The sequence below is a fragment of the Dehalococcoidia bacterium genome (assembly GCA_021295915.1).
Classification (GTDB): Bacteria; Chloroflexota; Dehalococcoidia; order Lucifugimonadales; family UBA1123; genus VXRN01.
Genome location: JAGWBK010000037.1, coordinates 22,537 through 42,487, shown reverse-complemented (window position 1 = coordinate 42,487; position 19,951 = coordinate 22,537). Strand labels below are relative to the sequence as shown.

Annotated in this window: 30 protein-coding genes and 1 pseudogene; 1 reads left to right on the top strand and 30 read right to left on the bottom strand. The window is 60.5% G+C overall.

Features of this window, described 5'->3' with window-relative positions; all coding sequences use genetic code 11:
* Positions 1-6: 6 nt before the first annotated feature.
* On the bottom strand, positions 7-1,149 hold the full coding sequence (locus J4G14_10970) for a GuaB3 family IMP dehydrogenase-related protein (GenBank protein ID MCE2458319.1): 1,143 nt from the start codon (positions 1,147-1,149) through the stop codon (positions 7-9).
* Positions 1,150-1,610: 461 nt separating this feature from the next.
* The gene (locus J4G14_10965; GenBank protein ID MCE2458318.1) at positions 1,611-2,894 is read right to left on the bottom strand and encodes a Fic family protein; all 1,284 of its coding nucleotides are present in this window, start codon (positions 2,892-2,894) and stop codon (positions 1,611-1,613) included.
* A 94-nt stretch (positions 2,895-2,988) separates the two neighbouring features.
* On the opposite strand from J4G14_10965, the gene queG reads away from it, so the two are divergent.
* Positions 2,989-4,122, top strand: a complete 1,134-nt coding sequence (queG, locus tag J4G14_10960; protein MCE2458317.1) for a tRNA epoxyqueuosine(34) reductase QueG — start codon at positions 2,989-2,991, stop codon at positions 4,120-4,122.
* A 70-nt stretch (positions 4,123-4,192) separates the two neighbouring features.
* On the opposite strand, the gene J4G14_10955 is transcribed toward queG, so the two are convergent.
* The 28 genes and pseudogenes from J4G14_10955 to rpmC form a co-directional block, all read right to left on the bottom strand.
* On the bottom strand, positions 4,193-4,783 hold the full coding sequence (locus J4G14_10955; GenBank protein ID MCE2458316.1) for a scramblase: 591 nt from the start codon (positions 4,781-4,783) through the stop codon (positions 4,193-4,195).
* A gap of 63 nt (positions 4,784-4,846) precedes the next feature.
* Complete coding sequence (locus J4G14_10950; protein MCE2458315.1) at positions 4,847-5,575, bottom strand: metal-dependent transcriptional regulator; 729 nt, start codon at positions 5,573-5,575, stop codon at positions 4,847-4,849.
* An 88-nt stretch (positions 5,576-5,663) separates the two neighbouring features.
* The gene (gene rpsI / locus J4G14_10945) at positions 5,664-6,068 is read right to left on the bottom strand and encodes a 30S ribosomal protein S9 (GenBank protein ID MCE2458314.1); all 405 of its coding nucleotides are present in this window, start codon (positions 6,066-6,068) and stop codon (positions 5,664-5,666) included.
* A complete protein-coding gene (gene rplM, locus J4G14_10940) occupies positions 6,069-6,497 on the bottom strand; it encodes a 50S ribosomal protein L13 (GenBank protein ID MCE2458313.1) in 429 nt (142 codons plus the stop codon).
* Positions 6,498-6,526: 29 nt separating this feature from the next.
* Positions 6,527-7,282, bottom strand: coding sequence for a tRNA pseudouridine(38-40) synthase TruA (gene truA, locus J4G14_10935; protein ID MCE2458312.1), 756 nt, complete (start codon positions 7,280-7,282; stop codon positions 6,527-6,529).
* 17 nt (positions 7,283-7,299) lie between these two features.
* Complete coding sequence (rplQ, locus tag J4G14_10930; GenBank protein MCE2458311.1) at positions 7,300-7,653, bottom strand: 50S ribosomal protein L17; 354 nt, start codon at positions 7,651-7,653, stop codon at positions 7,300-7,302.
* A 1-nt stretch (position 7,654) separates the two neighbouring features.
* Positions 7,655-8,713, bottom strand: coding sequence for a DNA-directed RNA polymerase subunit alpha (locus tag J4G14_10925; GenBank protein ID MCE2458310.1), 1,059 nt, complete (start codon positions 8,711-8,713; stop codon positions 7,655-7,657).
* A 46-nt stretch (positions 8,714-8,759) separates the two neighbouring features.
* Entirely contained in the window at positions 8,760-9,395 is a 636-nt protein-coding gene (rpsD, locus tag J4G14_10920) for a 30S ribosomal protein S4 (protein ID MCE2458309.1), read from the bottom strand.
* 85 nt (positions 9,396-9,480) lie between these two features.
* Entirely contained in the window at positions 9,481-10,308 is an 828-nt protein-coding gene (locus tag J4G14_10915) for a hypothetical protein (GenBank protein ID MCE2458308.1), read from the bottom strand.
* Between the two features lie 16 nt (positions 10,309-10,324).
* A complete protein-coding gene (gene rpsK, locus J4G14_10910; protein MCE2458307.1) occupies positions 10,325-10,711 on the bottom strand; it encodes a 30S ribosomal protein S11 in 387 nt (128 codons plus the stop codon).
* A 15-nt stretch (positions 10,712-10,726) separates the two neighbouring features.
* Positions 10,727-11,110: a 30S ribosomal protein S13 gene (rpsM, locus tag J4G14_10905; GenBank protein ID MCE2458306.1), complete on the bottom strand. Its 384-nt coding sequence runs from the start codon at positions 11,108-11,110 to the stop codon at positions 10,727-10,729.
* Between the two features lie 4 nt (positions 11,111-11,114).
* Positions 11,115-11,228: a 50S ribosomal protein L36 gene (gene rpmJ / locus J4G14_10900; GenBank protein ID MCE2458305.1), complete on the bottom strand. Its 114-nt coding sequence runs from the start codon at positions 11,226-11,228 to the stop codon at positions 11,115-11,117.
* Positions 11,229-11,343: 115 nt separating this feature from the next.
* Positions 11,344-11,568, bottom strand: a complete 225-nt coding sequence (gene infA / locus J4G14_10895; protein ID MCE2458304.1) for a translation initiation factor IF-1 — start codon at positions 11,566-11,568, stop codon at positions 11,344-11,346.
* Positions 11,568-12,389 carry a type I methionyl aminopeptidase gene (gene map / locus J4G14_10890; protein ID MCE2458303.1) on the bottom strand — a complete coding sequence of 274 codons (822 nt, stop codon included), beginning with the start codon at positions 12,387-12,389 and terminating at the stop codon, positions 11,568-11,570. Before map ends, infA begins: the two co-directional genes overlap by 1 nt.
* Before the next feature lie 182 nt (positions 12,390-12,571).
* Positions 12,572-13,225, bottom strand: a complete 654-nt coding sequence (locus J4G14_10885) for an adenylate kinase (GenBank protein ID MCE2458302.1) — start codon at positions 13,223-13,225, stop codon at positions 12,572-12,574.
* Positions 13,226-13,283: 58 nt separating this feature from the next.
* A complete protein-coding gene (gene secY / locus J4G14_10880) occupies positions 13,284-14,624 on the bottom strand; it encodes a preprotein translocase subunit SecY (protein MCE2458301.1) in 1,341 nt (446 codons plus the stop codon).
* A 5-nt stretch (positions 14,625-14,629) separates the two neighbouring features.
* A pseudogene (gene rplO, locus J4G14_10875) lies at positions 14,630-15,054 on the bottom strand (50S ribosomal protein L15).
* A gap of 40 nt (positions 15,055-15,094) precedes the next feature.
* Positions 15,095-15,292: a 50S ribosomal protein L30 gene (gene rpmD / locus J4G14_10870; protein ID MCE2458300.1), complete on the bottom strand. Its 198-nt coding sequence runs from the start codon at positions 15,290-15,292 to the stop codon at positions 15,095-15,097.
* A gap of 138 nt (positions 15,293-15,430) precedes the next feature.
* Positions 15,431-16,090 carry a 30S ribosomal protein S5 gene (gene rpsE, locus J4G14_10865; protein MCE2458299.1) on the bottom strand — a complete coding sequence of 220 codons (660 nt, stop codon included), beginning with the start codon at positions 16,088-16,090 and terminating at the stop codon, positions 15,431-15,433.
* Positions 16,091-16,447, bottom strand: a complete 357-nt coding sequence (rplR, locus tag J4G14_10860; GenBank protein ID MCE2458298.1) for a 50S ribosomal protein L18 — start codon at positions 16,445-16,447, stop codon at positions 16,091-16,093.
* Positions 16,448-16,527: 80 nt separating this feature from the next.
* The gene (gene rplF / locus J4G14_10855; protein MCE2458297.1) at positions 16,528-17,070 is read right to left on the bottom strand and encodes a 50S ribosomal protein L6; all 543 of its coding nucleotides are present in this window, start codon (positions 17,068-17,070) and stop codon (positions 16,528-16,530) included.
* 130 nt (positions 17,071-17,200) lie between these two features.
* A complete protein-coding gene (gene rpsH / locus J4G14_10850) occupies positions 17,201-17,602 on the bottom strand; it encodes a 30S ribosomal protein S8 (protein ID MCE2458296.1) in 402 nt (133 codons plus the stop codon).
* 12 nt (positions 17,603-17,614) lie between these two features.
* Complete coding sequence (locus J4G14_10845) at positions 17,615-17,800, bottom strand: type Z 30S ribosomal protein S14 (protein MCE2458295.1); 186 nt, start codon at positions 17,798-17,800, stop codon at positions 17,615-17,617.
* A 144-nt stretch (positions 17,801-17,944) separates the two neighbouring features.
* Positions 17,945-18,562 carry a 50S ribosomal protein L5 gene (gene rplE, locus J4G14_10840; GenBank protein MCE2458294.1) on the bottom strand — a complete coding sequence of 206 codons (618 nt, stop codon included), beginning with the start codon at positions 18,560-18,562 and terminating at the stop codon, positions 17,945-17,947.
* Complete coding sequence (gene rplX / locus J4G14_10835; GenBank protein ID MCE2458293.1) at positions 18,559-18,870, bottom strand: 50S ribosomal protein L24; 312 nt, start codon at positions 18,868-18,870, stop codon at positions 18,559-18,561. The genes rplE and rplX overlap by 4 nt, the downstream gene beginning before the upstream one ends.
* Positions 18,870-19,238: a 50S ribosomal protein L14 gene (gene rplN / locus J4G14_10830; protein MCE2458292.1), complete on the bottom strand. Its 369-nt coding sequence runs from the start codon at positions 19,236-19,238 to the stop codon at positions 18,870-18,872. Before rplN ends, rplX begins: the two co-directional genes overlap by 1 nt.
* A gap of 67 nt (positions 19,239-19,305) precedes the next feature.
* Positions 19,306-19,671: a 30S ribosomal protein S17 gene (rpsQ, locus tag J4G14_10825; protein ID MCE2458291.1), complete on the bottom strand. Its 366-nt coding sequence runs from the start codon at positions 19,669-19,671 to the stop codon at positions 19,306-19,308.
* A gap of 62 nt (positions 19,672-19,733) precedes the next feature.
* On the bottom strand, positions 19,734-19,934 hold the full coding sequence (gene rpmC, locus J4G14_10820) for a 50S ribosomal protein L29 (GenBank protein MCE2458290.1): 201 nt from the start codon (positions 19,932-19,934) through the stop codon (positions 19,734-19,736).
* Positions 19,935-19,951: the final 17 nt, after the last annotated feature.

Sequence of the window (19,951 nt, the reverse complement as noted above, 5' to 3'; positions counted from 1 at the left end):
CAGGTGTTACTCCAGGCCTAGCTGGTAGTGTTTGCCCTCGGTCTTGATTGACGGGGCTACTACGACCTCAGCGACCTGGTGCATCTCGCGGATGTTCTCTGCGCCGACCATGCCGAGGCAGATGTTCAGTGCGCCGACGAGGTTCTGAGTGCCGTCGACGACCGAGCTGGGGCCGAACAGTATCTGCTCGAGGGTGCCCTTGACGCCGACCTTCACTCGGGTGCCGCGCGGCAGGTTGGGGTCAGGGTTGGCCATTCCCCAGTTGTAGCCCCTGCCGGGCGCCTCTTCGGACTGTGCAAGCGGAGTGCCAATCATGACAGCGTCGGCCCCTGAGGCCATCGCCTTGCACAGGTCGCCGCCGGTGCGGATGCCGCCGTCGGTGATGATGGGGACGTATCTTCCGGTGCGCTCGAAGTAGTCGTCGCGTGCCGCGGCGGTATCCATCGTGGCCGTGACCTGTGGGATACCCACCCCGGTCACCTCGCGAGTCGTGCATGCCGCGCCCGGTCCGACACCTACCAGCACGCCGTGAATGCCCGTCTCCATCAGCTCGAGCGCGACATCGTAGCTCACGCAGTTGCCGACGATCACGGGGACGTTCACCAACTCAAGCAGCTCCGGGAACCGCAGTCCGCGCTCGCTATTCGAGATGTGCCTGGCGGTGGTGACGGTGGACTGTACGACGATCATGTCCGCTCCCGCCTCGGCGGCGAGCGGTGCGAGATTCTTTGTCCTCGCGGGTGTAAACGAAACGGCACACTTTGCACCGCTTGCCTTGATCTCTTCGACTCGCTCGCCGACCAGATCTTCGCGGATCGGGGCGGAGTACACCTTCTGGAGCAGGGACGTCACCTTCGCCTGGGGTGTCTCGACGATCTCCTCGACGACGCTCAGCGGGTCGTCGTAGCGGCTGTGAACCCCTTCCATGTTGGTTACGGCCATTCCGCCGAGCCTGTCCATCTCCCCTGCAAAGCTGGGGGACGATACGGCGTCCATGGCCCCGCCGAGGACCGGCGTAGACAGGGTAATCCCGTCCACCGAGAACTCGGTGCTGGTCAGCTCGGGATTGATCGTTACGGAACCCGGCGCAATCGCCACCTCATCGAATCCATATACACGTCGTAGCTCTCTGAGGTGTGGGACCCCCATAGTGCGAAAACCTCCTGGAAAATATCGTTCCGGCGTGGGCCGGAGTCTTTGATCGTCGATTACCCCGGCTCTACGAAACTGTCATCACACTTCGGGTCGTGAGAGGAATTGGGAGCGCCGTGCTCTCTGGAGCTCAGATTCGTGTCAGAATCGCGGCCATCATATCCTGCAGGTCAGGGAACAGATGCGCGTCCGGCAAGTGCTGGTGAGATGCCACAAGCTCGTCGTCGACATAGATGTGGAACATACCATGAGTGCTTGGGTCGAGTCACCGTTGCGGCTGAGGGCTTCTCCCGCCATCCAGGCGGCGCGCAGCGCGTGGCCTCAGTGCTGGCAGTACTCTAACCGTATCCTGAGACCATCGTCCGCCATGTGCGCCCACCTCCTGCGACGGTATTACAACATGGTATGACTTGAGGCCGTGCCGGGTCAATGGCGTGGGGGCGCCATTACAGCGGTGTTCAAACCTGATTCCTCGCCGGTCGGCGGGGCACCCTGCGTACTGGGCCCGATATGCGGGTATCGCCTTCCGGACTCGCGAGCCTGCGTTCAAACACGGTGAACGCGTCGACCAGCTCATGCGCCTCGAAGGCCCGATTACGTCGCCCGATACTGACCTGTACAAGTACGCCGGCTTCCACCAGGCGGTCTATCGCAAGTCCTGCGGCCTGGAATGATCGCCCGACAAGCTCCGCTGCCGTTGACGTGGAAAGCACGGGAGCAGCGGGGAGAGCCTCGATGAGAAGGCTGACCGCCGAGTTGCGGCGGATGCGGCCGACACGACCCCGCCAGACAGACTGAAGGTCGCGCACCTGGTCCTCGAAGTGTCTGGCGTCCTCCACCGACCGGTTGCACGCCTCCGCTAAGAGTGAGATCCACCCGCTGATACCCTCATGCGCTTCGGGGGAGTTGGACGGACCCACGTAGCGTGTCCCGCTCAGTCCATCAATGTAGTCCTGGGCCCAGGTTGACAGGATGAGGGAGACCGGTGGCAATATCCGTAGTCCCAGCCCACGATGTCGCAGCACCATATGAATCAGCGCACGTCCGGCGCGTCCGTTGCCGTCGACGAAAGGATGAATGGTCTCGAACTGCGCATGTGCAACTGCAGCTTGTGCCAGAGCTGGGAGCGAGTCGTCGTTGCAGAAGCTTATGAGGTCGTCGAGCAGGTAGGGCACATCCTCCGGCGGTGGTGGCACGAACGATGCCGAGCAGGGATTGTAGTCGCTGCCCCCGATCCAGTTCTGCACCGTTCGGACGCTGCCGCCGTGGTCTTCGAGTCGTGTTCCGGCCAGAAGCCGCCGGTGTGTCTCCAGGAGGGCCTCCATGGTGATGTCCCCACCCGGGATCACTGAGTCCACAGCCCACGCCATTGCATCGATGTTGCCCAAGACCTCCCGTGCGGTCACGTCGCGTGGTTCCATACCTAGCCTTTGCGCCGCATCCGCGCGGAGCAGCCTCCTGCCCCCGACCTCGAGACCTTCAATCCTGGATGAGGCGACTGACTCGGCACGCAGAAGTAGCCTGGCAAGCGCCTCCGAGTTAGCGAGCGCGTTCCCGGTTGCATCGAGCCGGGCGAGCGCCGTCTCAGCCTCGGTGACTTCTGCGGCGATGTCACCATCGAGCGAGAACTGGCGGCCGTGCAGCCGATCAGGCATATATACGCTGTATGTGCAGGGTCGCCGGTCACGCCGGCTCAGACCGACGATATCGCCGCTCCAACGCCTCTCTTGCAGACTTGCCATTCCGACCTCACATATTCAAGAATAGTATATAACATTGAATATACGAGACTGTTATTCAAGTTTACAGGTATGAGCAGGTGATCGGGGTATCAGCTTGGCGAGCGTTGAAGACAGGGTAAAATCCCTTGCGCTTGAGATTGGGTTCGACCGCGTTGGCATAACGGGCGCGGAGCCGTTTGTGCGGGATGAGGCGGCTGCCGTCGAGCGGGTGCGCTCGGGGCTGATGGATGGACTTCCGTGGTACACGGAGGAGCGGGTGCGACGGATGAACCGGCCCACGGCGCTGCTCGAAGGCGCGCGGTCGGTCGTGTCGCTGGCGCTCAGCTACAACACTGGTGAGCCCTCGGACGAGGCGCCAAGCCCACGAGGCAAGGTCGCGAGGTACGCGTGGGGACGTGACTACCACAGCCTGATAAAGAGCAGGACAAGGCGATTCGTGCGTGAGCTGCCCGACGTCGTCGGAGGCCCTGTACGAGCCCGCTACTATGTCGACGACGGTCCGATGAACGACCGCGCCGCAGCGGAGCGATCCGGCGTGGGATGGTTCGGCAAGAATACAAACATCCTCACTCCGACACACGGCTCGTGGGTGTTCCTCGCTGAGGTGGTGACCGACCTCGACCTCAAGCCCGATCAGCCTCTGAAGAAGACCTGCGGGGAGTGCGTCCGCTGCATTCCGGCCTGTCCGACCGACGCGATCGTGGCTCCGTTCGTCATCGACAACCGCAGGTGCATCTCGTTCCTGACGATCGAGCTTCGCGGCGCGGTCCCGCGTGATCTGCGTCCGCTGATGGGCGACTGGGTGTTCGGCTGCGACATCTGCCAGGAGGTGTGCCCGGTCAACCGCAAGGCCGCTCCGAGCAGGGAGGTGGAGTTCAGGAAGCGGCACGACTTCGACGCGCCGGAGCTCATTCCGCTGCTCGATCTCGATGAAGACGGTTTCAGACTGTGTTTCAACGGCAGTCCGATCCGGCGCGCCAAGTTGGCGGGGCTTCAGAGGAACGTGTGCGTCGCGCTCGGCAACATCGGCGACCCTGTGGCGGTACCCGCGCTTGCGCAGGCCCTGAAATCGAGTGAGCCGCTGGTGCGGTCACATGCAGCCTGGGCTCTGGGTCAGATCGGCGGCGAGACTGCGCGTGACGCGCTCAGAGGGGCGATTTCCGGGGAGAATGACCCCGAGGTGGTGGTGGAGGTGCGCGACGCCCTTGGAATTTGGAATAGTGAATGAAGAATAGTAAACCCTGCCTATGCTCTTTCGCCATTCCTAATTCACTATTCACCATTTTCGTGAACTGCGTCTACTTCTCGAAGAAATCTAGGTCGATGGCGAACGCCGCTGTCAGCAGCAGGAGCCTGAACTCCTCCGACATATCCGGGTCGTCGAAGAGCACCTGGAACGTGTCGGCATCGGTGAAGACTTCTCTGCCGAACCCGGACCACTGCTTGGTCACGCGGCCGATCTCTTCGCCTTGCAGGTTGTTCACGAAGAACGTGTACGGCCTGAACAGGCTGCCGGTTATCTCTCCAAGGGGCTGATCGTCTCGGTCCGTCAGCGTAAGCCTGCGCTTGAATCCAAACTGCCTGTTCAGTGCACCCACATGGCGACCTGATTCATCACTCATGTTCAGATGGGAGAGGAACCAGAAGAACTCCCTGCTGGCAGTCAGGATTGGACTGCCGTTCGTGTCGACTACGTGGAGGTCGAGCGGCCGGTGCGACTTCAGAAAGAACCTGGAGAAGCCGCCGGACTCTTCGTAGGCGTACATTACCTGCTCGCCTTCCGGGGTCAGCACCTCGTAGCGGTTCTGGGTCTCGAATCCAGTTATCGCTTCGAGTCCCTCGACTATCTGGCGCACGATCAGTTCGTTGTGGCGTGTGATATCAATCAATTCAGATCATGCTCCAGGGTTGCTGAAAAGGCTTCCGAAAAGAGAGTATGGGAGTATTCCCGACTATCTCGGGGACACTCGGATCAGGGCGGCGATGTCGTAGCTGAACACCATGTCACCGTCGCCGCCGTCGAGAGTTATGACGCCCCGAGTCTTTGCGGTCTCCCTGACGTCCACCTCTCTGCCGGGTACCAGGTTCTGTTCTACGAAGTACGTGAGCAGCGCGTGGTCGTCCTCGGGCACCGAATCTATGACGAGCTCCTCGCCCTGTTTGGCCTGGTCAAGTGTCTTGGTGTCCTTGTTCGGCTTGTAGCCGCTTCCGGGGATAGGGTGTCCGAACGGGCATGTTGAGGGGTCGTTGAGCGCCTTTACGATCTTCTCCTCAAGGTATTCTGAGATCGCGTGCTCGAGGCGGTGGGCCTCTATGTGTGCAAGGTGGAGGTCTATACCGAGCAGGTCCACGACGAGACACTCGGCCAGACGGTGGCGCCGGACTATGCTCTCAGCCGGTTTCCGGCCCTTGGAGGTGAGGACCACCTCCTTGTTGGCGGTGGTCTCGACCAGTCCCTCACGGGTCAGACGCCGTATCATGCCGCCTACTGAAGGGAGAGATGTGCCAAGACCCTCGTCGGTTGGAAGCGTCTTGAGGTGGTCTGCGAGCACCGTGAGGGTGACGCGCACGTTCTGCTCTTCGAGCCGGTAGATGGACAGCAGGTAGTTCTCCGCGGCCATCGAGAGGCGCACGGCGGAGGCCTTGGATTTTCGGCTACGCGAACTGGAACGGGATGTCATCGCAGGTCACACACACTACAACCAGATGAGTGAAGTCCTGCTGCGATTATATCAGAAGGGTAAGGGCGGTTTGTTTACGCTCGCCTAACTACCGCTTTGTCCACTGCTTGGCCTTGCGTGCGCGTGCGAGACCGTACTTCTTGCGCTCTTTCTCGCGGGCGTCTCGTGTGAGAAGTCCTGCCCGCTTGAGTGGTGATCGCAGAGAGGGGTCGGCTATCTGAATCGCCCTTGCGATACCGTGACGCAGCGCACCAGCCTGGCTCACGACTCCGCCGCCGCGTATCTTGGCGACGATTCGGAACTGGCCGTGCGTGTTCGTTGCATCGAACGGCTGGTTGATGAGCTGCTGCCAGGAGTCCCAGGGAAAGACCTCTTCGAGGGGCCTCCCGTTCACCTGGTGGACGCCGGAGTCGGAGTACAGCCTGACCTGGGCTACCGATGTCTTCCGCTTGCCCATGGCGTAGTAGTAGTGTTGCTGCTCCTGGGCTACCATTTATGCCTCCGTTTGGCCTGATACCTGTGCGGCGTGCGGATGGTCCGGGCCGACGTACACTTTCAATCGTTTCAGCATCTTCCTTCCGAGCGAGTTCTTGGGCAGCATACCCTTGACGGCCTGCCGGATCACGCGGTCGGGGTGCTTCTCCAGCACGTCGGCGAGGGTCTGCTCGGTCAGCCCGCCATGGTACCCGCTGTGCCGGTAGTACATCTTCTGCTCGACCTTCCTGCCGGTTACGTGGATCTTCTCTGCGTTGGTGACGATCACGAAGTCCCCGGTGAGCAGGTGCGGGACGTACATGCCGTTGAGGATGGTCGCGATCCTGGTTGCCAGACGCCCGAGCGTCTCGCCCTCGGCATCGACGACGTGCCACTTGGGATTCAGGTCGGAAGCCTTGGTCTCGTAGGACTTTGACGTTGCTACCATTTCTCTCTGTTCCTGTTCCGGCCCTGTAGTCAGAATGGGCCGTCTTCGTATTTCACTCTTATCAGGCACAGGCCCTGAGGGGGGAGCGCCCGCGCCGGCGGTGCATCGCCGGCCATTGAAATCTGTTTCTCTACGTCGCTTACTGTCAGCCTGCCCGTTCCGACGTCCACGAGTGCGCCGGCCATTCTGCGTACCTGGTGGGGGAGAAACGCGCTTCCCTCCACGTCGATTGTGACCTGCCGTGGAGGGCCATCGCTCTCCAGGTCGATCCTATCGACTCTCCTGACCGTGCTCGCCTCCGGGTCTTCCAGGGCGCCGCCGAAGTTGGCGAAGTCGTTGGTGCCCTCCATATGGGCTGCCGCGGCTCTCATCGAATCCAGGTCCGGCGTAAGGTGGATTCTGTGGGCGTAGCGCCTCATCAGGGGAGACCTGGTGCCGGACACCAGCAGCGTGTACCTGTACAGTCTGCTGGTCGCGTCGCGACGGGGGTCGAACCCGGGCTTCGCCCGGTGGGCCGACCTCACGGCTATGTCATGCGGGAGCCTTGCGTTCAGCGCCCTCATGACTGTTCCGGGGTCATAGGTGGCCTCCGTGTCGAACGCCACGACCTGTCCCATCGCGTGGACTCCGGCGTCGGTGCGACCCGCCGCCTTGATCCTTACCGCTTCACCGGTGAGCGACTCTATTGCTTTTTCTATCTCCTCCTGGACCGTGCGGGCGTTCTTCTGGTACTGAAACCCGCTGTACTCCGTGCCGTCGTACTCGACGATCAATGCCAGGCGCATAGCCTATGGTCTGTCTGTTAGCTGACGAGCTCCACCATGGCCATGTCGGCGGCATCGCCCTTGCGCTTGCCCAGCTTGTACGAGCGGGTGTATCCGCCCTCGCGGTCAGCGTACCGGTCCGCAAGGTCGTCGAACACCTTTCGCACCGCTTCCTTGTCGGTAAGCAGCGCGGCCGCCTGCCTTCGATGGTGCAGCGTACCCTTCTTGCCGAGGGTGATCACCTTCTCGGTCATCCGGCGTGCTTCGAAAGCCTTGGCCTCGGTGGTCCTGAGTGTCTCATTGAGCACCAGGTTGGTCACCATGCCCCTCAGCATCAGCAGTCGGTGCTGAGTGGGTCGGTTCAGCTTCTTCCCCGATAATCGATGTCTCATTTCAGGCCGGCTCCTGTACCACCTGCTCCTCGGCGGATTCCTCTTCGACCTCTTCTCCGGCGTTTGCCATGTTGGGGTCGAGTTCCGGTGGGAGGAGTTCGTTCTCTCGTAGTTTGTCAAACAGTTCAGTGTAGGACTTCTCGCCGAAGTTCCTGATCTTGAGCAGCTCTTCCCGGGACATCTGGAGTACCTCGCCGACGCGGTCGATGCCGGCGCGCTTCAGGCAGTTCAGCGTGCGCGAGCTGAGGTACAGCCGCTCCACGGGGATGCCGAAGTGCTCGGGCGGGATGATCAGCGTGATGGCCTGACGTCCGTTCACGCCGTCCTCACCGATCTGGTCGGTGCTGGCGAACATGAAGAACTGGTTGACCAGTACGTTCGATGCCTTCTTGATAGCCTCGGCAGGCGTTATCGAGCCGTCGGTCCAGACCTCCATGATCAGCCGCTCGAAGTCGGTCCGCTGGCCGACACGGGTTCGTTCGACCGTGTAGTTGACCTTTCTCGTAGGGGTGAAAATCGCGTCGACTGGAAGGACTCCAATTGCCTGTCCTTCACCCTCTGACGATTCGCGGTATCCCTTGCCGCGCTCGACGTTGAGCTCGACAGATATCCTGGCGTCCGTGGAGTCGAGGGTTGCGATGTGGTGCTCAGGATTGACGACTTCGAAGTCTGCCGACGCCATGATGTCAGCGGCGCTGACTTGTCCCTCGCCGGCGACCTCCAGCCGCAGCTTTCCGGGCCTGTCCACCTCGGAGCGAAGCCTGACCGCCTTGACGTTCAGAAGGATCTCCGTGACCTGTTCCCTGACGTTAGGGATGGTCTGGTACTCATGCTGGACGCCCTCGATCTTGACGGAAGTTATCGCCGTCCCTTCGAGGCCGTTGTAAAGCACCCGTCTCATCGGGTTGCCGAGCGTTACTCCATACCCGGGCTCCAGTGGTTCAATTATGAACTTGCCGTATTCAGGTTCGTCTACCTCCACCGTGACGGAGGGGTCGGGAACGACTATCTCTTCCTCTTCGGGTACGTCGTACAGCAGGTATGTTGGATCGGTTGTCATGCACCACTCTCCTTGCTGAATTCTGCGGGCGGTTCGCGAACCGCTCCTACTTCGAGTAGAACTCGACCACCAGTCTCGCGTCGATGCCGGTCTCGATTTCAGTAGCATCAGGCAGGGATGCGACCTCACCTGTCAGGTTAGGAATGTCGAGCCGCAGCCACGTGGGTACCGGGCGCTTGGGCAGGCCGACAGTCAGGTCCTGAATGAACTGAGGAGTTGAGCCGTTTCTGCCCCCGCGCTTCCATGCGATAACGTCGCCCGGCTGTACAAGGTAGGAGGGAATGTCCATGCGACGGCCATTTACGGTGAAGTGGCCGTGGTTGACGAGCTGTCTTCCCTGCTGCCTCGAGTCGGACATCGACAGCCTGTAGACCACGTTGTCCAGACGCGTCTCGAGTACCTGGAGCAGGTTGTCGCCGGTGACGCCCGGCCGCACGCGTGCTATGTCGAAGTATTTCCTGAACTGTCGTTCGAGCACTCCGTACGTCAGGCGTGCCTTCTGCTTCTCCCTGAGCTGCAGTGCCCATTCCGACGGTCGCCTTCGCCTGGGGACCGAATCTCCCGGAGGACGGCGCCTGCGCTCTACAGCGCACCTGGGCGTGAAGCACCGTTCGCCCTTGAGAAACAGCTTTTCACCTATGCGCCTGCACTTGCGGCACTTGGCATCCTTATATCTGGCCATTAACTTTCCCTTCTCCAGGTTCAGGGCAGGCCCTTCGTCGGGCTCTGGACAGGCCCTGTCCTCTTTCCTCTCGTCTTTTCATTCTTCAGGAAGTCGCGAAACCCATCTCCTCGGATAGACGCGACACGTTGAATCCCTCTTTGCGCACTCTGAGATCGTAGTACAGCAGCGTCGCCGGTATGTAGGTGACGGGCAGCACGATTATGCTTCCGATAGTTGCTCCCACCGTGACTGCTATCTCGCCCAGGGTGGAAAACTCCTCGCTGCCTGCAGCTGTAACCGACGCCACGATCAGGAACGGCAGCATGATGACTATCAGCAGTCCCAGCGCGAGAAGCGAGTAGACCAGCAGGTTCAGGAATATCCTGAACTCACTCCTGCGGGCCAGCGCGAAGCCGCGGCTCAGTGCAGACAGTGAGCGATAGCCTTCCACGATTACCGCCGGCGCCGCCGTGGTCATGTAAATGGCGAACATCAGCAACAGTGCCAGCAACACCAGCGCTGCCGGGATGATCAGAAGCTGCTCGGTCTCCAGCAGGACTTCTGAGAGCGTCAGGAACGTGGCTCCGAGAGCCGCCTGTATTCCTCCAAGCATCAGGACCGATTTGCCTCGCCACAATACCCTCGTGTAGGACACGCCCACGTTGACCTGGCTGGCCACGTAGTGCTGACCTACCGCGAATATCGCTGCTCCATACGCGAACGTCAGAGCGATGAAATTGATAAGGTTCAAGATTATGTCGAATATACGATTGTCGATGGGGATTGCCGCTATCAGGGCGACCGGCAGTTGGATTACCGCGACCAGCACGATGAATTTCTTGAAGTGACTGCCGTAGATTACGAAAGTCTCGTTGAGTATCTCTCCAATGCCGCGCTGACCGAATCGCCGCTGCGACGACTGCTCTTCCACACCCGGTCCCGTTGTGCTAGACCCTGCGCCGTTTCGGCGGTCTGCATCCGTTGTGCGGAATTGGCGTTACGTCCCTGATGGATGTGACGAGAATGCCTGCGCCCTGAAGCGCCCGAATGGCAGCCTCGCGACCAGAGCCTGGCCCTCGCACGAACACTTCGACCTGCCTGACACCGTGTTCCATGCCTTTTCGGGCGGCGTCCTCACCGGCGCGCTGTGCGGCGAACGCCGTGGACTTACGCGAGCCTCTGAAGCCGACTGTGCCGGAACTGCCCCATGTGATGGGGTTGCCCTGCGGGTCTGTGATCGTGATGATCGTGTTGTTGAAGGTGGACTGGATGTAGGCCCTGCCCACCGGAACCGACTTGCGCTCTCTGCGCCGTGATCGTGGTCTTCTTGCCATGCTCTACTCTCAGCTCTACTTCTTGGTGGTGGTGCGTCCCCGTCCGGCGACGGCGACCCTCTTGCCTCGCTTGGTCCTGGCGTTGGTCTTGGTGCGCTGGCCCCTGACCGGCAGGCCGCGCCTGTGTCGCAGGCCGCGGTACGAGCCGATGTCCATCAGCCGGCGTACGTTCATGTTGACTTCGCGCCTGAGATCGCCTTCGACCACTTTCTCGCGGTCGACGATCTCGCGAATCCGGTTGAGCTGCGTGTCCGTCAGGTCCCTGACCTTCGGGTTGTCGAGCACCCCGGCCCTCTCGCATACGTCCTTGGCCTGGTACGGGCCGATGCCGTAGATGCTGCGCAGCGAGACTTCGACACGCTTGTTGTCAGGGATGTTCACTCCAGAGATTATGGCCATTTTCTTACCCCTGCCGCTGCTTATGCTTTGGATTCTCGCAGATGATGAGCACCCTACCGTGCCGGCGTATGACCTTGCACTTGGCGCATCTGACTTTTACTGATGCGGACACCTTCATGTTGAACCTCAGATCTCTCGTCTATCGGATGGCCCCGGCGCAATCGTGCGGCACGGCTACGCCATGCCACCGAGGAAAGCTACCGTCGGAGGACGTGATATCGGCCGGTCTTCTCCTACCTGAAGCGGTAGGTGATGCGGCCTCGTGTCAGATCGTAGGGAGAGAGTTCGACCAGCACACGGTCGCCTGGCAGCACGCGAATGAAATTCAGCTTCAGCTTGCCGGACACGTATGCGAGCACCTTGTGCTCGTTGGCCAACTCCACCCTGAAACTGGCGTTGGGCAGGGACTCCGTTACGGTACCCTCTACCTCGATTGCCTCCTTCTGTTTCCTTGCCATCAGACTCCTTTCGAGTCGTTCCCGGTCCCGCTGAGACTCAGTCGGGTTGTTACAACCGGGCCATCTTCAGTGATTGCGATCGTATCTTCGAAATGCGCCGACAGGCTTCCGTCGGCAGTCGATACTGTCCAGCCGTCAGCCTCTAACTGTGTATCCGCTGTTCCTATGTTGAGCATCGGTTCGACAGCGAGGGCCATTCCCTGTCGGATCATCGGTCCGCGTCCGGCCCTTCCGTAGTTCGGGACCTGCGGTTCCTCGTGCATATTGAACCCGATACCGTGGCCCACGTACTTCCTGACTACCTTGTAGCCGAGGCCCTCCGCGTAGCTCTGGACCGCGTTCGAAATGTCTCCGATCCTTCCTCCGACCCTTATCCTGGCGATACCCTGGTCCAGCGACTCCCTTGTCGCATCGATCAGGCGCCGGGCCTCTTCGCTCGTCTCGCCGACTCCTATGCTGAAGGCGCTATCCCCGTGAAGTCCGCCGTAGATGGCCCCTACGTCCACCTTGAGGATGTCGCCCTCTTTCAATTGTCGCTTACCCGGTATCCCGTGAACGATCTGCTCGTTCAGCGAAGCGCATATCGTCGCGGGAAACGCGTATGGCATCGACATTCCAGGATTGTAGTTCTTGAACGAGGGCACCCCTCCCAGACTTCTGATTGTCTGTTCGGCAATTTCGTCGAGCTCACGGGTCTCTATCCCAGGCTCAACTGCCTCAATGACCTTCTCCTGTGCGTGGGCTACTATCTGACCTGCCTCGAACATCAGTCGAAGCTCCTGGTCGGACTTTATCGTTATTCCACTTGGCCTTCGGGCCATCTGTGAAGCGACCTCCCGTATGTGCGGTACGCTCTGAAGTTCTCCGATTCCGACTCTCTGCTGCCCGCTTTCGGTGAATCCGTCACCCGTGACGAATGTCCGATGTGCAGGTTTCACCCCAGAAGGGCTCTTACAGTGAACTAATCCTAAAACACGTAGTAGTCAGTTTACAAAAACCCCATCTACCCAACAAGGCGAGTTCCGACTGCCCCGGACAGAGCCACGGCGACCTGCTCGACAGGCTGTTCGCCGTCGACCTCAGAAAGGTTGCCAGCCTGGCGGTAGTAGTCCACGACAGGCTCTGTCTCTTCGTTGTAGACCTCGATTCGCCTGGCCACCACCTCGGCCTTGTCGTCGTCACGCTGGTAGAGCTCACCGCCGCACTCGTCACACTTGCCCTCCGTTGTGGGAGGAGAGGAGTTCAGGTTGAACGGCCGCTGGCACTGCGTGCAGATAATTCTGCCGCTGAGCCTGCGGACCAACTCGTCGTCAGAGACCCTGATGAAGACGACGTGGTCGATTCCGCCCCGGTCCGAGAGCGCATCGTCTAGCGCCTGCGCCTGCGCATGGGTCCTCGGGAAGCCGTCCAGCACGAATCCTGCGGCATGTTCGGGATCGTTGATCCACTCGGTTATCATGCCGATAGTCACATCGTCCGGCACGTAGACGCCGCGCTCCATGTAGGAGCGGGCAAGCTGTCCCAGCTCAGTGTTGCGTCGCTGGTGGTCTCTGAACAGGTCGCCCGAGGACACGGCGTGTATCGACAGGCTGTCAGCGAGGTTCGCTGCCTGTGTGCCCTTGCCCGATCCGGGCGGTCCCATGAGTATGATGTTCATAATTCTCTGTACAGCGGTCTATGGGTCCCCGCCTTCGCGGGGATGACGATTGATTAAATTACCTGATGAAGCCTTCGTAGTTGCGCATCAGTAGCTGCGCTTCGAGCTGTCTCATCGTGTCCAGGGCCACGCCGACCATGATCAGCAGGCTGGTGCTGGACAGCGTAAGCGCGCGCACGTCAGTCGCCTGGGTGACGAAGAACGGAATGATCGCAATGATCCCCAGGAACAGCGCGCCGCCCCACGTAATGCGGATGATCACCCGGTTCAGGTACTCCTGCGTCGGTCTCCCAGGTCTGATTCCCGGAATGAACCCGCCGTTTCGCTGCAGGTTCTCAGCAAGATTTTGCTGCTGGAATACGACAAGCGTATAGAAGAACGTAAATATGACCACAAGAATGAAGACGGCAATCCAGTACGGAAGATTCGCCGGGTCGAGCGTATCCGTAAAGAATCTCGCGAGTCTTGCGAAGAACGAGTCCGACAGCGGGTTCTGGAAGTAGCTGAAGATGGTCGCGGGCAGGATGATGATGCTGAACGCGAAGATCAGCGGGATCATTCCCGCGCTGTTGACTCGCAGAGGCAGGAAGGTAGATCCCGACTGCCGCTGCATCTGCCCACCGCGGTAGACGCTTCTGCCGTACTGTACCGGCACGCGCCGCTGGGCCTCGTTGAACAGCACGATGACGAATATGATTCCAAACCCAAAGACAGCCAGCAGTAGCAGGCCTGCCATGCGGTCGCTTTCGAGGAATCCCTGACCGATCACGGTCGGGAAATTCGCAACGATGCCTCCGAAGATTATCAGCGAGATGCCGTTGCCGAGTCCGCGCTCGGAGATGAGCTCGCCCAGCCATACCAGGAACATCGTTCCGGCGACCATCGAGAGCAGCATCGCCAGTGTGCCGATGTTGAACCCGAAGTCCACGCCAGGGAGCACACCGGACTGCCTGAGCAGTGTGAGCTGTCCCCAAGACTGCAGGAACGCGATCGGTACAGTCGCGTAGTGCGTAATCTGGTTGATCTTCTGGCGTCCGAGGTCGCCTTCCTGAGAGATCGCCTTCAGGCTCGGTATTGCGGGAACTAGTATCTGCATCACGATCGATGCCGTGATATACGGGTACACGCCGAGCGCGGCAACGCTCAGGTTCGAGAGCGCGCCTCCACTGAACAGGTCCAGGAATCCGAGCAGCGCCTGCTGCTGGAACGCCTGGGCCAGAGCCTGGGTGTCGACGCCCGGTACCGGCACCTGTGCGACGAACCTGAACACGACGAGCATTGCCAACGTGAACAGTATCTTCGCCCGCAGGTCCGGGACCCGCATTGCGTCGATCATCGACTGTATTAGCTGGGGTCGGGACGTCTGCTGCTGCGCCCTACCTGCCTGTGCCTGACGCATACTGGCTACTCGGTCACCATGACTGATCCGCCTGCAGCTTCGATCTTGGACCTTGCCGAGCGCTGATTGCCACGTCGATGTCGCCCCTGCCCAGCACCTTGACGGGGCTGTTCAGGCTCTTGACGAATCCGACCTGGGCCATCGCTTCAGGAGTCACCTCGCTCCCGTCGGGGAAGAGGGCCAGCTGGTCGACGTTGACCACGCTGTACTCCTGCTTGAAGATGTTGGTGAATCCGCGGATGCTGGGGAGCCGCTTGAGTAGGGACAGCTGTCCGCCCTGGAACTTGACCATCGAGCTGCTGCCGGCCCGGGACTTCTGTCCCTTGAGCCCGCGGCCCGAATAGGTGCCGTTTCCGCTCCCGTCACCGCGTCCAACGCGCTTCCGGTTCTTCTTTGCTCCCTTGGGGGAGCGCATCATGTGTTGCTGCATATCGAAACAGTCGCCCTCTTAAGTGTGGAGCCTTATCCGGTTACTCCGCGTCCCCGTCTTCGACCGGGGCCACCGTCACGAGGTGTCGCACCTTGTGGACTACACCCATGATCGACGGCGAGTCGTCATGGACCACCGTCTGGTTCAGACGCCTCAGGCCCAAGCCTTCGATCGCCCTCTTCTGGGAGGCTTCGTAGCCTATCGAGCTCTTCTTCCATGTAATTGCTATCTTGGCCATTGGTACTGTTCTCTACTGACCTATCATTCGTCGTTCCGGCGAAGGCCGGAACCCAGAGTGTGGGGGTTTCCACCCTCACCCCCGTACCAGGTACGGGGCAGGCTCCAGCTCTCTCCCTGGGGGAGAGGGGGAGCTTAACTAGGCTTCTTCAGTTGTTGCCGCTGCGGTGGCCGCTTCGGCTGCGGTTGCGGCGGCTGCAGCCGAAGCCTCGGCCTGGCGGGCCTCTGCGACTCGCTGCCGTTCCCTGACTTCCTCGGCGAACTGCCTGCGCTTGGCAATCTCGACCTCGGGCAGCCTCATCTTCTTCAGACCTTCGAACGTCGCTTTGACGACGTTCACAGGGTTGTTGCTGCGGCGCGACTTCGTGAGAATGTCGCGTACGCCAGCGAGCTCGACGACCGCTCTGACCGCGCCTCCGGCGATTACGCCGGTGCCTGGCGCGGCTGGCTTGAGCATGACCACCGAGCCGCCGAACTTCGAGACTATATCGTGCGGGATCGTCGAGCCCTTCAGCGGGACCTCGATCATGTTGCTTCGGGCCTTGACTGCGCCCTTGCGCACGGCGTCGGGCACGGCGTCCGCCTTGCCCATGCCGATGCCAACGCTTCCCTGTTCGTCTCCAACGACGACAACGGCGTTGAAACTCAGGTGGCGTCCGCCCTTTACGACTTTGGCGACGCGGGATATGCGAACGACCCTCTCTACGAGGTGCTGCTCATCCGGGTCATCGTTCTGGTTTCGGGACCTGTCCTGAAACCCAGGCCGGTTCTGCTGCTGAGATCGGTAATTAGTGGTCATCTAGAAAACCAGACCCCCTTCACGGGCTGCGTCTGCAAGCGCCTTCGTCCTGCCGTGATACTTGAATCCGCCGCGGTCGAAGACGACGCCCTTGACGCCCTGTTCAGTGGCGCGCTCGGCTATGAGCGTCCCGACCATTGCCGAGACAGCCGACTTTCGCGTGCCGTTGTTGACCTTCTCCCGCACCACAGGCTCCAGGCTGGACGCCGCCGCGACGGTATGCCCGCGCGAGTCGTCTATCACCTGGACGTAAATATGATTGAGACTGCGGAACACAGCCATTCGCGGGCGGTCCGTTGTGCCCGTGATCTTTCTCCGTACACGCTTGTGGCGCATCTGTCGGCGCGCATTGCGCATCTTTGTCTGTGGCAACTTGTTTTTCCCTTCAGTATGAGACAAGAGGTATAAGAGACAGGCGACCTTCTCTATCCTCTCTCCTACGCTCGCCGGGCGCTCTTGCCAGCCTTGAGATGTACTACTTCGCCCCGGTACCGGATACCCTTTCCGGTGTACACGTTGGGCGGCCGCACTTTTCTGATTTCGGCTGCCAGCTGACCCACGGCCTGCTTGTCGATTCCCCGCACCTGGATGCGGTTGTTTCCTTCGACCTCGAGAGTGACGCCTTCCGGCGGGTTAATGTCCACCTGGTGGCTCAGCATTACGCTGAGGGTGATCCCATCACCGTTCTGGGCGACGCGGTAACCTACGCCGACGAGGTCGAGCGTCTTCTGGTAGCCCTCGCTCACTCCGACCACCATGTTGTTGATGAGGCTGCGGGTGAGGCCGTGGAGCGCCTTGTGCTCTCCTGAGTCACTTGGCCTGTCCACGACGACGGAGCCGTTGTCTCTCACGATTGACATCTCAGGGTGAAAGTCCTGGCTCAGCTCGCCGCGCGGACCTTTGACCGACACGGACTGTCCACTGATCTGGACATCCACGCCCTGGGGCACCGGAATCGCCAGTTTACCTATTCTGGACATCTTCTTACCTTTTCCATTACTGCCTCTGGGGGGTATCACCCTCACCCAAAGGGGCCTGACAGGGGTGGGCAAGCGTGGTTTTCACTCTCACCCTAGCCCTCTCCCCCAGGGAGAGAGGACCTGTCGGGGTTTACCAAACGTAGCAGAGAAGCTCGCCGCCGATACCGCTGCGCCACGCCTGGCGTCCAGTCATTACGCCCTGGGACGTGGACATAACGGCCACGCCGAGTCCGCCGTAGTACCTGGGGATCTCCCCCTTGCCGACGTAGACACGGAGTCCCGGCTTGCTCACACGCTTCAGGCCGGTTATCGCGGGTTCGCTTCGGCTCCTGTAGTGGAGCTTGACCCTGATGTTGGCCTGCGGAGTGTTCGTCTTAACGAGGTCGTAGCCCTCGATGAAGCCCTCCTCGGCCAGGATCCTGGCCAGTTCGACCTTCAGCTTGGAGGCCGGTATGTTCACCGACTCGTGCCGCGCGTTCACCGCGTTACGAACGCGCGTGAGCATATCCGCTACCGGATCTGTCACTGCCATTTCTTTATTCCCTTACCAGCTGGCCTTGCGCACGCCGGGCAGAAGCCCCGTAAGCGCCATGTTCCTGAAGCAGATGCGGCAGAGTCCGAAGTGCCTGATATAGGCTTTCGGCCTTCCGCAGTTGTTGCACCTGTTGTGCTCACGGACCTTGAACTTCTGTGGCTTCTTCCAGCTCGCGATCTTTGACTTCTTCGCCATACTGTCAGACCTGTCGTTTCCTGATTAACCCTGACCGGGGGTTCCCGTCTTTGTCCGATTCATTTCAGTTACTAAGTATCTTCCTTACCCAACTCCCCCATCTGGATTCCGGCCTTAGCCGGAATGACGAGGCTGGCGTCTCCGCTACACGAGCATCGGTTCCATCGGGTCGCGCGTTCTCGCGAACGGCATACCGAGCAGCTCAAGCAGCCTCAGCCCTTCCTGGTCGTTGGGCGCGGTTGTGACTATGACGATCTGCAGACCACGGAGCCTGTCGATCGCGTTGTAGTCGATCTCCGGGAATATCACCTGGTCACGAAGGCCCAGCGAGTAGTTCCCTCTGCCGTCGAACGAGTTTCTGGACACGCCCTGGAAGTCTCGAATCCTGGGCAGCGCCGAGTTGACGAGCCGGTCGTAGAACTCCCACATCCGCGATCCCCTCAGGGTGACGGTCAGGCCGATTGGCATGCCGTCGCGGATCTTGAACTGTGCTATCGACCGCTTGGCCCTGGTCACCAGCGGCTTCTGGCCGCTGATTGCGGTCAGGTCCCCGGTGGCTGCTTCCATTGCGCGAGCGTTCGTAAGCGCCTCTCCCATGCCGATGTTCAGCACGATCTTGTCGAGTTTCGGCACCTGCATAGTGCTGGTGTAGCCGAAGTCCTGGATCATCTGTGGGCCCACATCGTTGCGGAGCATCTGCAGCAACCTGGGTAGCGGACGTGGGCTCTGTGCGCCGTTCTGTTCTGCCTGTTCCTGCGTCATTCGATCACTTCACCACACTTCTTACAGACTCTCACCTTGGTGCCGTCCGGCAGAGATCTCCGGCCGATCCGGGCGGGAGAGTCGCACTGCTCACAAAAGAACTTCAGGTTCGCGATGGCGACGGACAGTTCCTTTTCGATGATTCCACCGGAGCGGAACGCGCCTGTCGGTTGCTGGTGACGCTGCACCACGTTGACGCCTTCGACGACGGCCCTGCCCTTTTCAGGCAGCACCCTCGTGATGCGTCCACGCTTGCCTCTGTCCCGGCCCTTGGTCACAAGGACGTTGTCGTTGGCCTGGAGTCGCACTAGAGCACCTCCGGAGCCAGGGAGACTATACGCATGAAGTTCCTGTCTCTGAGCTCGCGGGCGACCGGGCCGAAGATGCGCGTGCCTCTGGGCATCTGGTCGTCGTTGATTATCACCGCGGCGTTGTCGTCGAACTTGATTCGAGAGCCGTCCACGCGTCGTGAAGGATGCTTGGTGCGCACGACGACGGCCCTGACGACCTCGCCCTTTCGCACGGCTGCGGCCGGGGCCGACTCCTTGACCGACGCGACGATCACGTCGCCGACATGCGCGTACTGCCTGCCGCTGCCACCGGGAACACCGATGCAGCTAATGACCTTCGCCCCTGAGTTGTCTGCGACCTTGAGCCTTGTGTAAATCTGGATCATGTCTGCTGTCTCGCTTCGATAGCCTGTCCGCCAGCTTGCGCTGTAGGGGCAGGTTTCAAACCTGCCTCTACTCGCTAACCGGTTCGGCCTCTGTGCTGCTCTCCATCTGCGCGGCGGACGTTGCGGCCGCCGACAGGACGTCCTCGTCCACTTCGATCTCTTCAGGCTGAACTTCGGCGATCTCTATGCTCGACAGGATCTCCGCGACCTTCCAGCGCTTGGACTTGGAGTATGGCCGCGACTCCACGATGCGTACCGTGTCGCCAAGGCTGCACTGGTTTTCGGGGTCATGCGCGTAGAACTTCGTCTGGCGCCTGACAGCCTTCTTGTAGATGGGGTGTGGCTGGCTCCACTGGTAAACGACGACGACGGTCTTGTCCATCTTGTCGCTCACGACTTTGCCCACCCGGACTTTTTTTCTTTCGAAACTCATGTTTGCGTCCTCTAATTGGGAATCAGGAATGGCGTTTTCCCCCAATCCAGGCCCCCAATTGTCTATGTGGCTATGCCCAGTTCGCGCTCTCGCATCACCGTGAGGATCTGTGCGACGCGCTTCTTGGCCTTGCCTATTTCGTTCACGTTGGCGAGCTGCATGGTCGCGGCCCTGAACCGTAGGTTCATGAGCTCTCGCCGCGTCTCGTACAACTCTGTTGCGAGATCTTCGGCGGACATTGCCCTTACATCGTCTATCGCCATTTTCTACCTTCACCGTC

Coding starts and splice junctions, on each gene's coding strand:
- J4G14_10970 (MCE2458319.1), bottom strand. CDS start 1,149: ATGGGGGTCCCACACCTCAGAGAGCTACGACGTGTATATGGATTCGAT.
- J4G14_10965 (MCE2458318.1), bottom strand. CDS start 2,894: ATGGCAAGTCTGCAAGAGAGGCGTTGGAGCGGCGATATCGTCGGTCTG.
- J4G14_10950 (MCE2458315.1), bottom strand. CDS start 5,575: ATGACATCCCGTTCCAGTTCGCGTAGCCGAAAATCCAAGGCCTCCGCC.
- rpsI (MCE2458314.1), bottom strand. CDS start 6,068: ATGGTAGCCCAGGAGCAGCAACACTACTACTACGCCATGGGCAAGCGG.
- rplM (MCE2458313.1), bottom strand. CDS start 6,497: ATGGTAGCAACGTCAAAGTCCTACGAGACCAAGGCTTCCGACCTGAAT.
- truA (MCE2458312.1), bottom strand. CDS start 7,282: ATGCGCCTGGCATTGATCGTCGAGTACGACGGCACGGAGTACAGCGGG.
- rplQ (MCE2458311.1), bottom strand. CDS start 7,653: ATGAGACATCGATTATCGGGGAAGAAGCTGAACCGACCCACTCAGCAC.
- J4G14_10925 (MCE2458310.1), bottom strand. CDS start 8,713: ATGACAACCGATCCAACATACCTGCTGTACGACGTACCCGAAGAGGAA.
- rpsD (MCE2458309.1), bottom strand. CDS start 9,395: ATGGCCAGATATAAGGATGCCAAGTGCCGCAAGTGCAGGCGCATAGGT.
- rpsK (MCE2458307.1), bottom strand. CDS start 10,711: ATGGCAAGAAGACCACGATCACGGCGCAGAGAGCGCAAGTCGGTTCCG.
- rpsM (MCE2458306.1), bottom strand. CDS start 11,110: ATGGCCATAATCTCTGGAGTGAACATCCCTGACAACAAGCGTGTCGAA.
- rpmJ (MCE2458305.1), bottom strand. CDS start 11,228: ATGAAGGTGTCCGCATCAGTAAAAGTCAGATGCGCCAAGTGCAAGGTC.
- infA (MCE2458304.1), bottom strand. CDS start 11,568: ATGGCAAGGAAACAGAAGGAGGCAATCGAGGTAGAGGGTACCGTAACG.
- map (MCE2458303.1), bottom strand. CDS start 12,389: ATGGCCCGAAGGCCAAGTGGAATAACGATAAAGTCCGACCAGGAGCTT.
- J4G14_10885 (MCE2458302.1), bottom strand. CDS start 13,225: ATGAACATCATACTCATGGGACCGCCCGGATCGGGCAAGGGCACACAG.
- secY (MCE2458301.1), bottom strand. CDS start 14,624: ATGCGTCAGGCACAGGCAGGTAGGGCGCAGCAGCAGACGTCCCGACCC.
- rpmD (MCE2458300.1), bottom strand. CDS start 15,292: ATGGCCAAGATAGCAATTACATGGAAGAAGAGCTCGATAGGCTACGAA.
- rpsE (MCE2458299.1), bottom strand. CDS start 16,090: ATGACCACTAATTACCGATCTCAGCAGCAGAACCGGCCTGGGTTTCAG.
- rplR (MCE2458298.1), bottom strand. CDS start 16,447: ATGCGCAATGCGCGCCGACAGATGCGCCACAAGCGTGTACGGAGAAAG.
- rplF (MCE2458297.1), bottom strand. CDS start 17,070: ATGTCCAGAATAGGTAAACTGGCGATTCCGGTGCCCCAGGGCGTGGAT.
- rpsH (MCE2458296.1), bottom strand. CDS start 17,602: ATGGCAGTGACAGATCCGGTAGCGGATATGCTCACGCGCGTTCGTAAC.
- J4G14_10845 (MCE2458295.1), bottom strand. CDS start 17,800: ATGGCGAAGAAGTCAAAGATCGCGAGCTGGAAGAAGCCACAGAAGTTC.
- rplE (MCE2458294.1), bottom strand. CDS start 18,562: ATGACGCAGGAACAGGCAGAACAGAACGGCGCACAGAGCCCACGTCCG.
- rplN (MCE2458292.1), bottom strand. CDS start 19,238: ATGATCCAGATTTACACAAGGCTCAAGGTCGCAGACAACTCAGGGGCG.
- rpsQ (MCE2458291.1), bottom strand. CDS start 19,671: ATGAGTTTCGAAAGAAAAAAAGTCCGGGTGGGCAAAGTCGTGAGCGAC.
- rpmC (MCE2458290.1), bottom strand. CDS start 19,934: ATGGCGATAGACGATGTAAGGGCAATGTCCGCCGAAGATCTCGCAACA.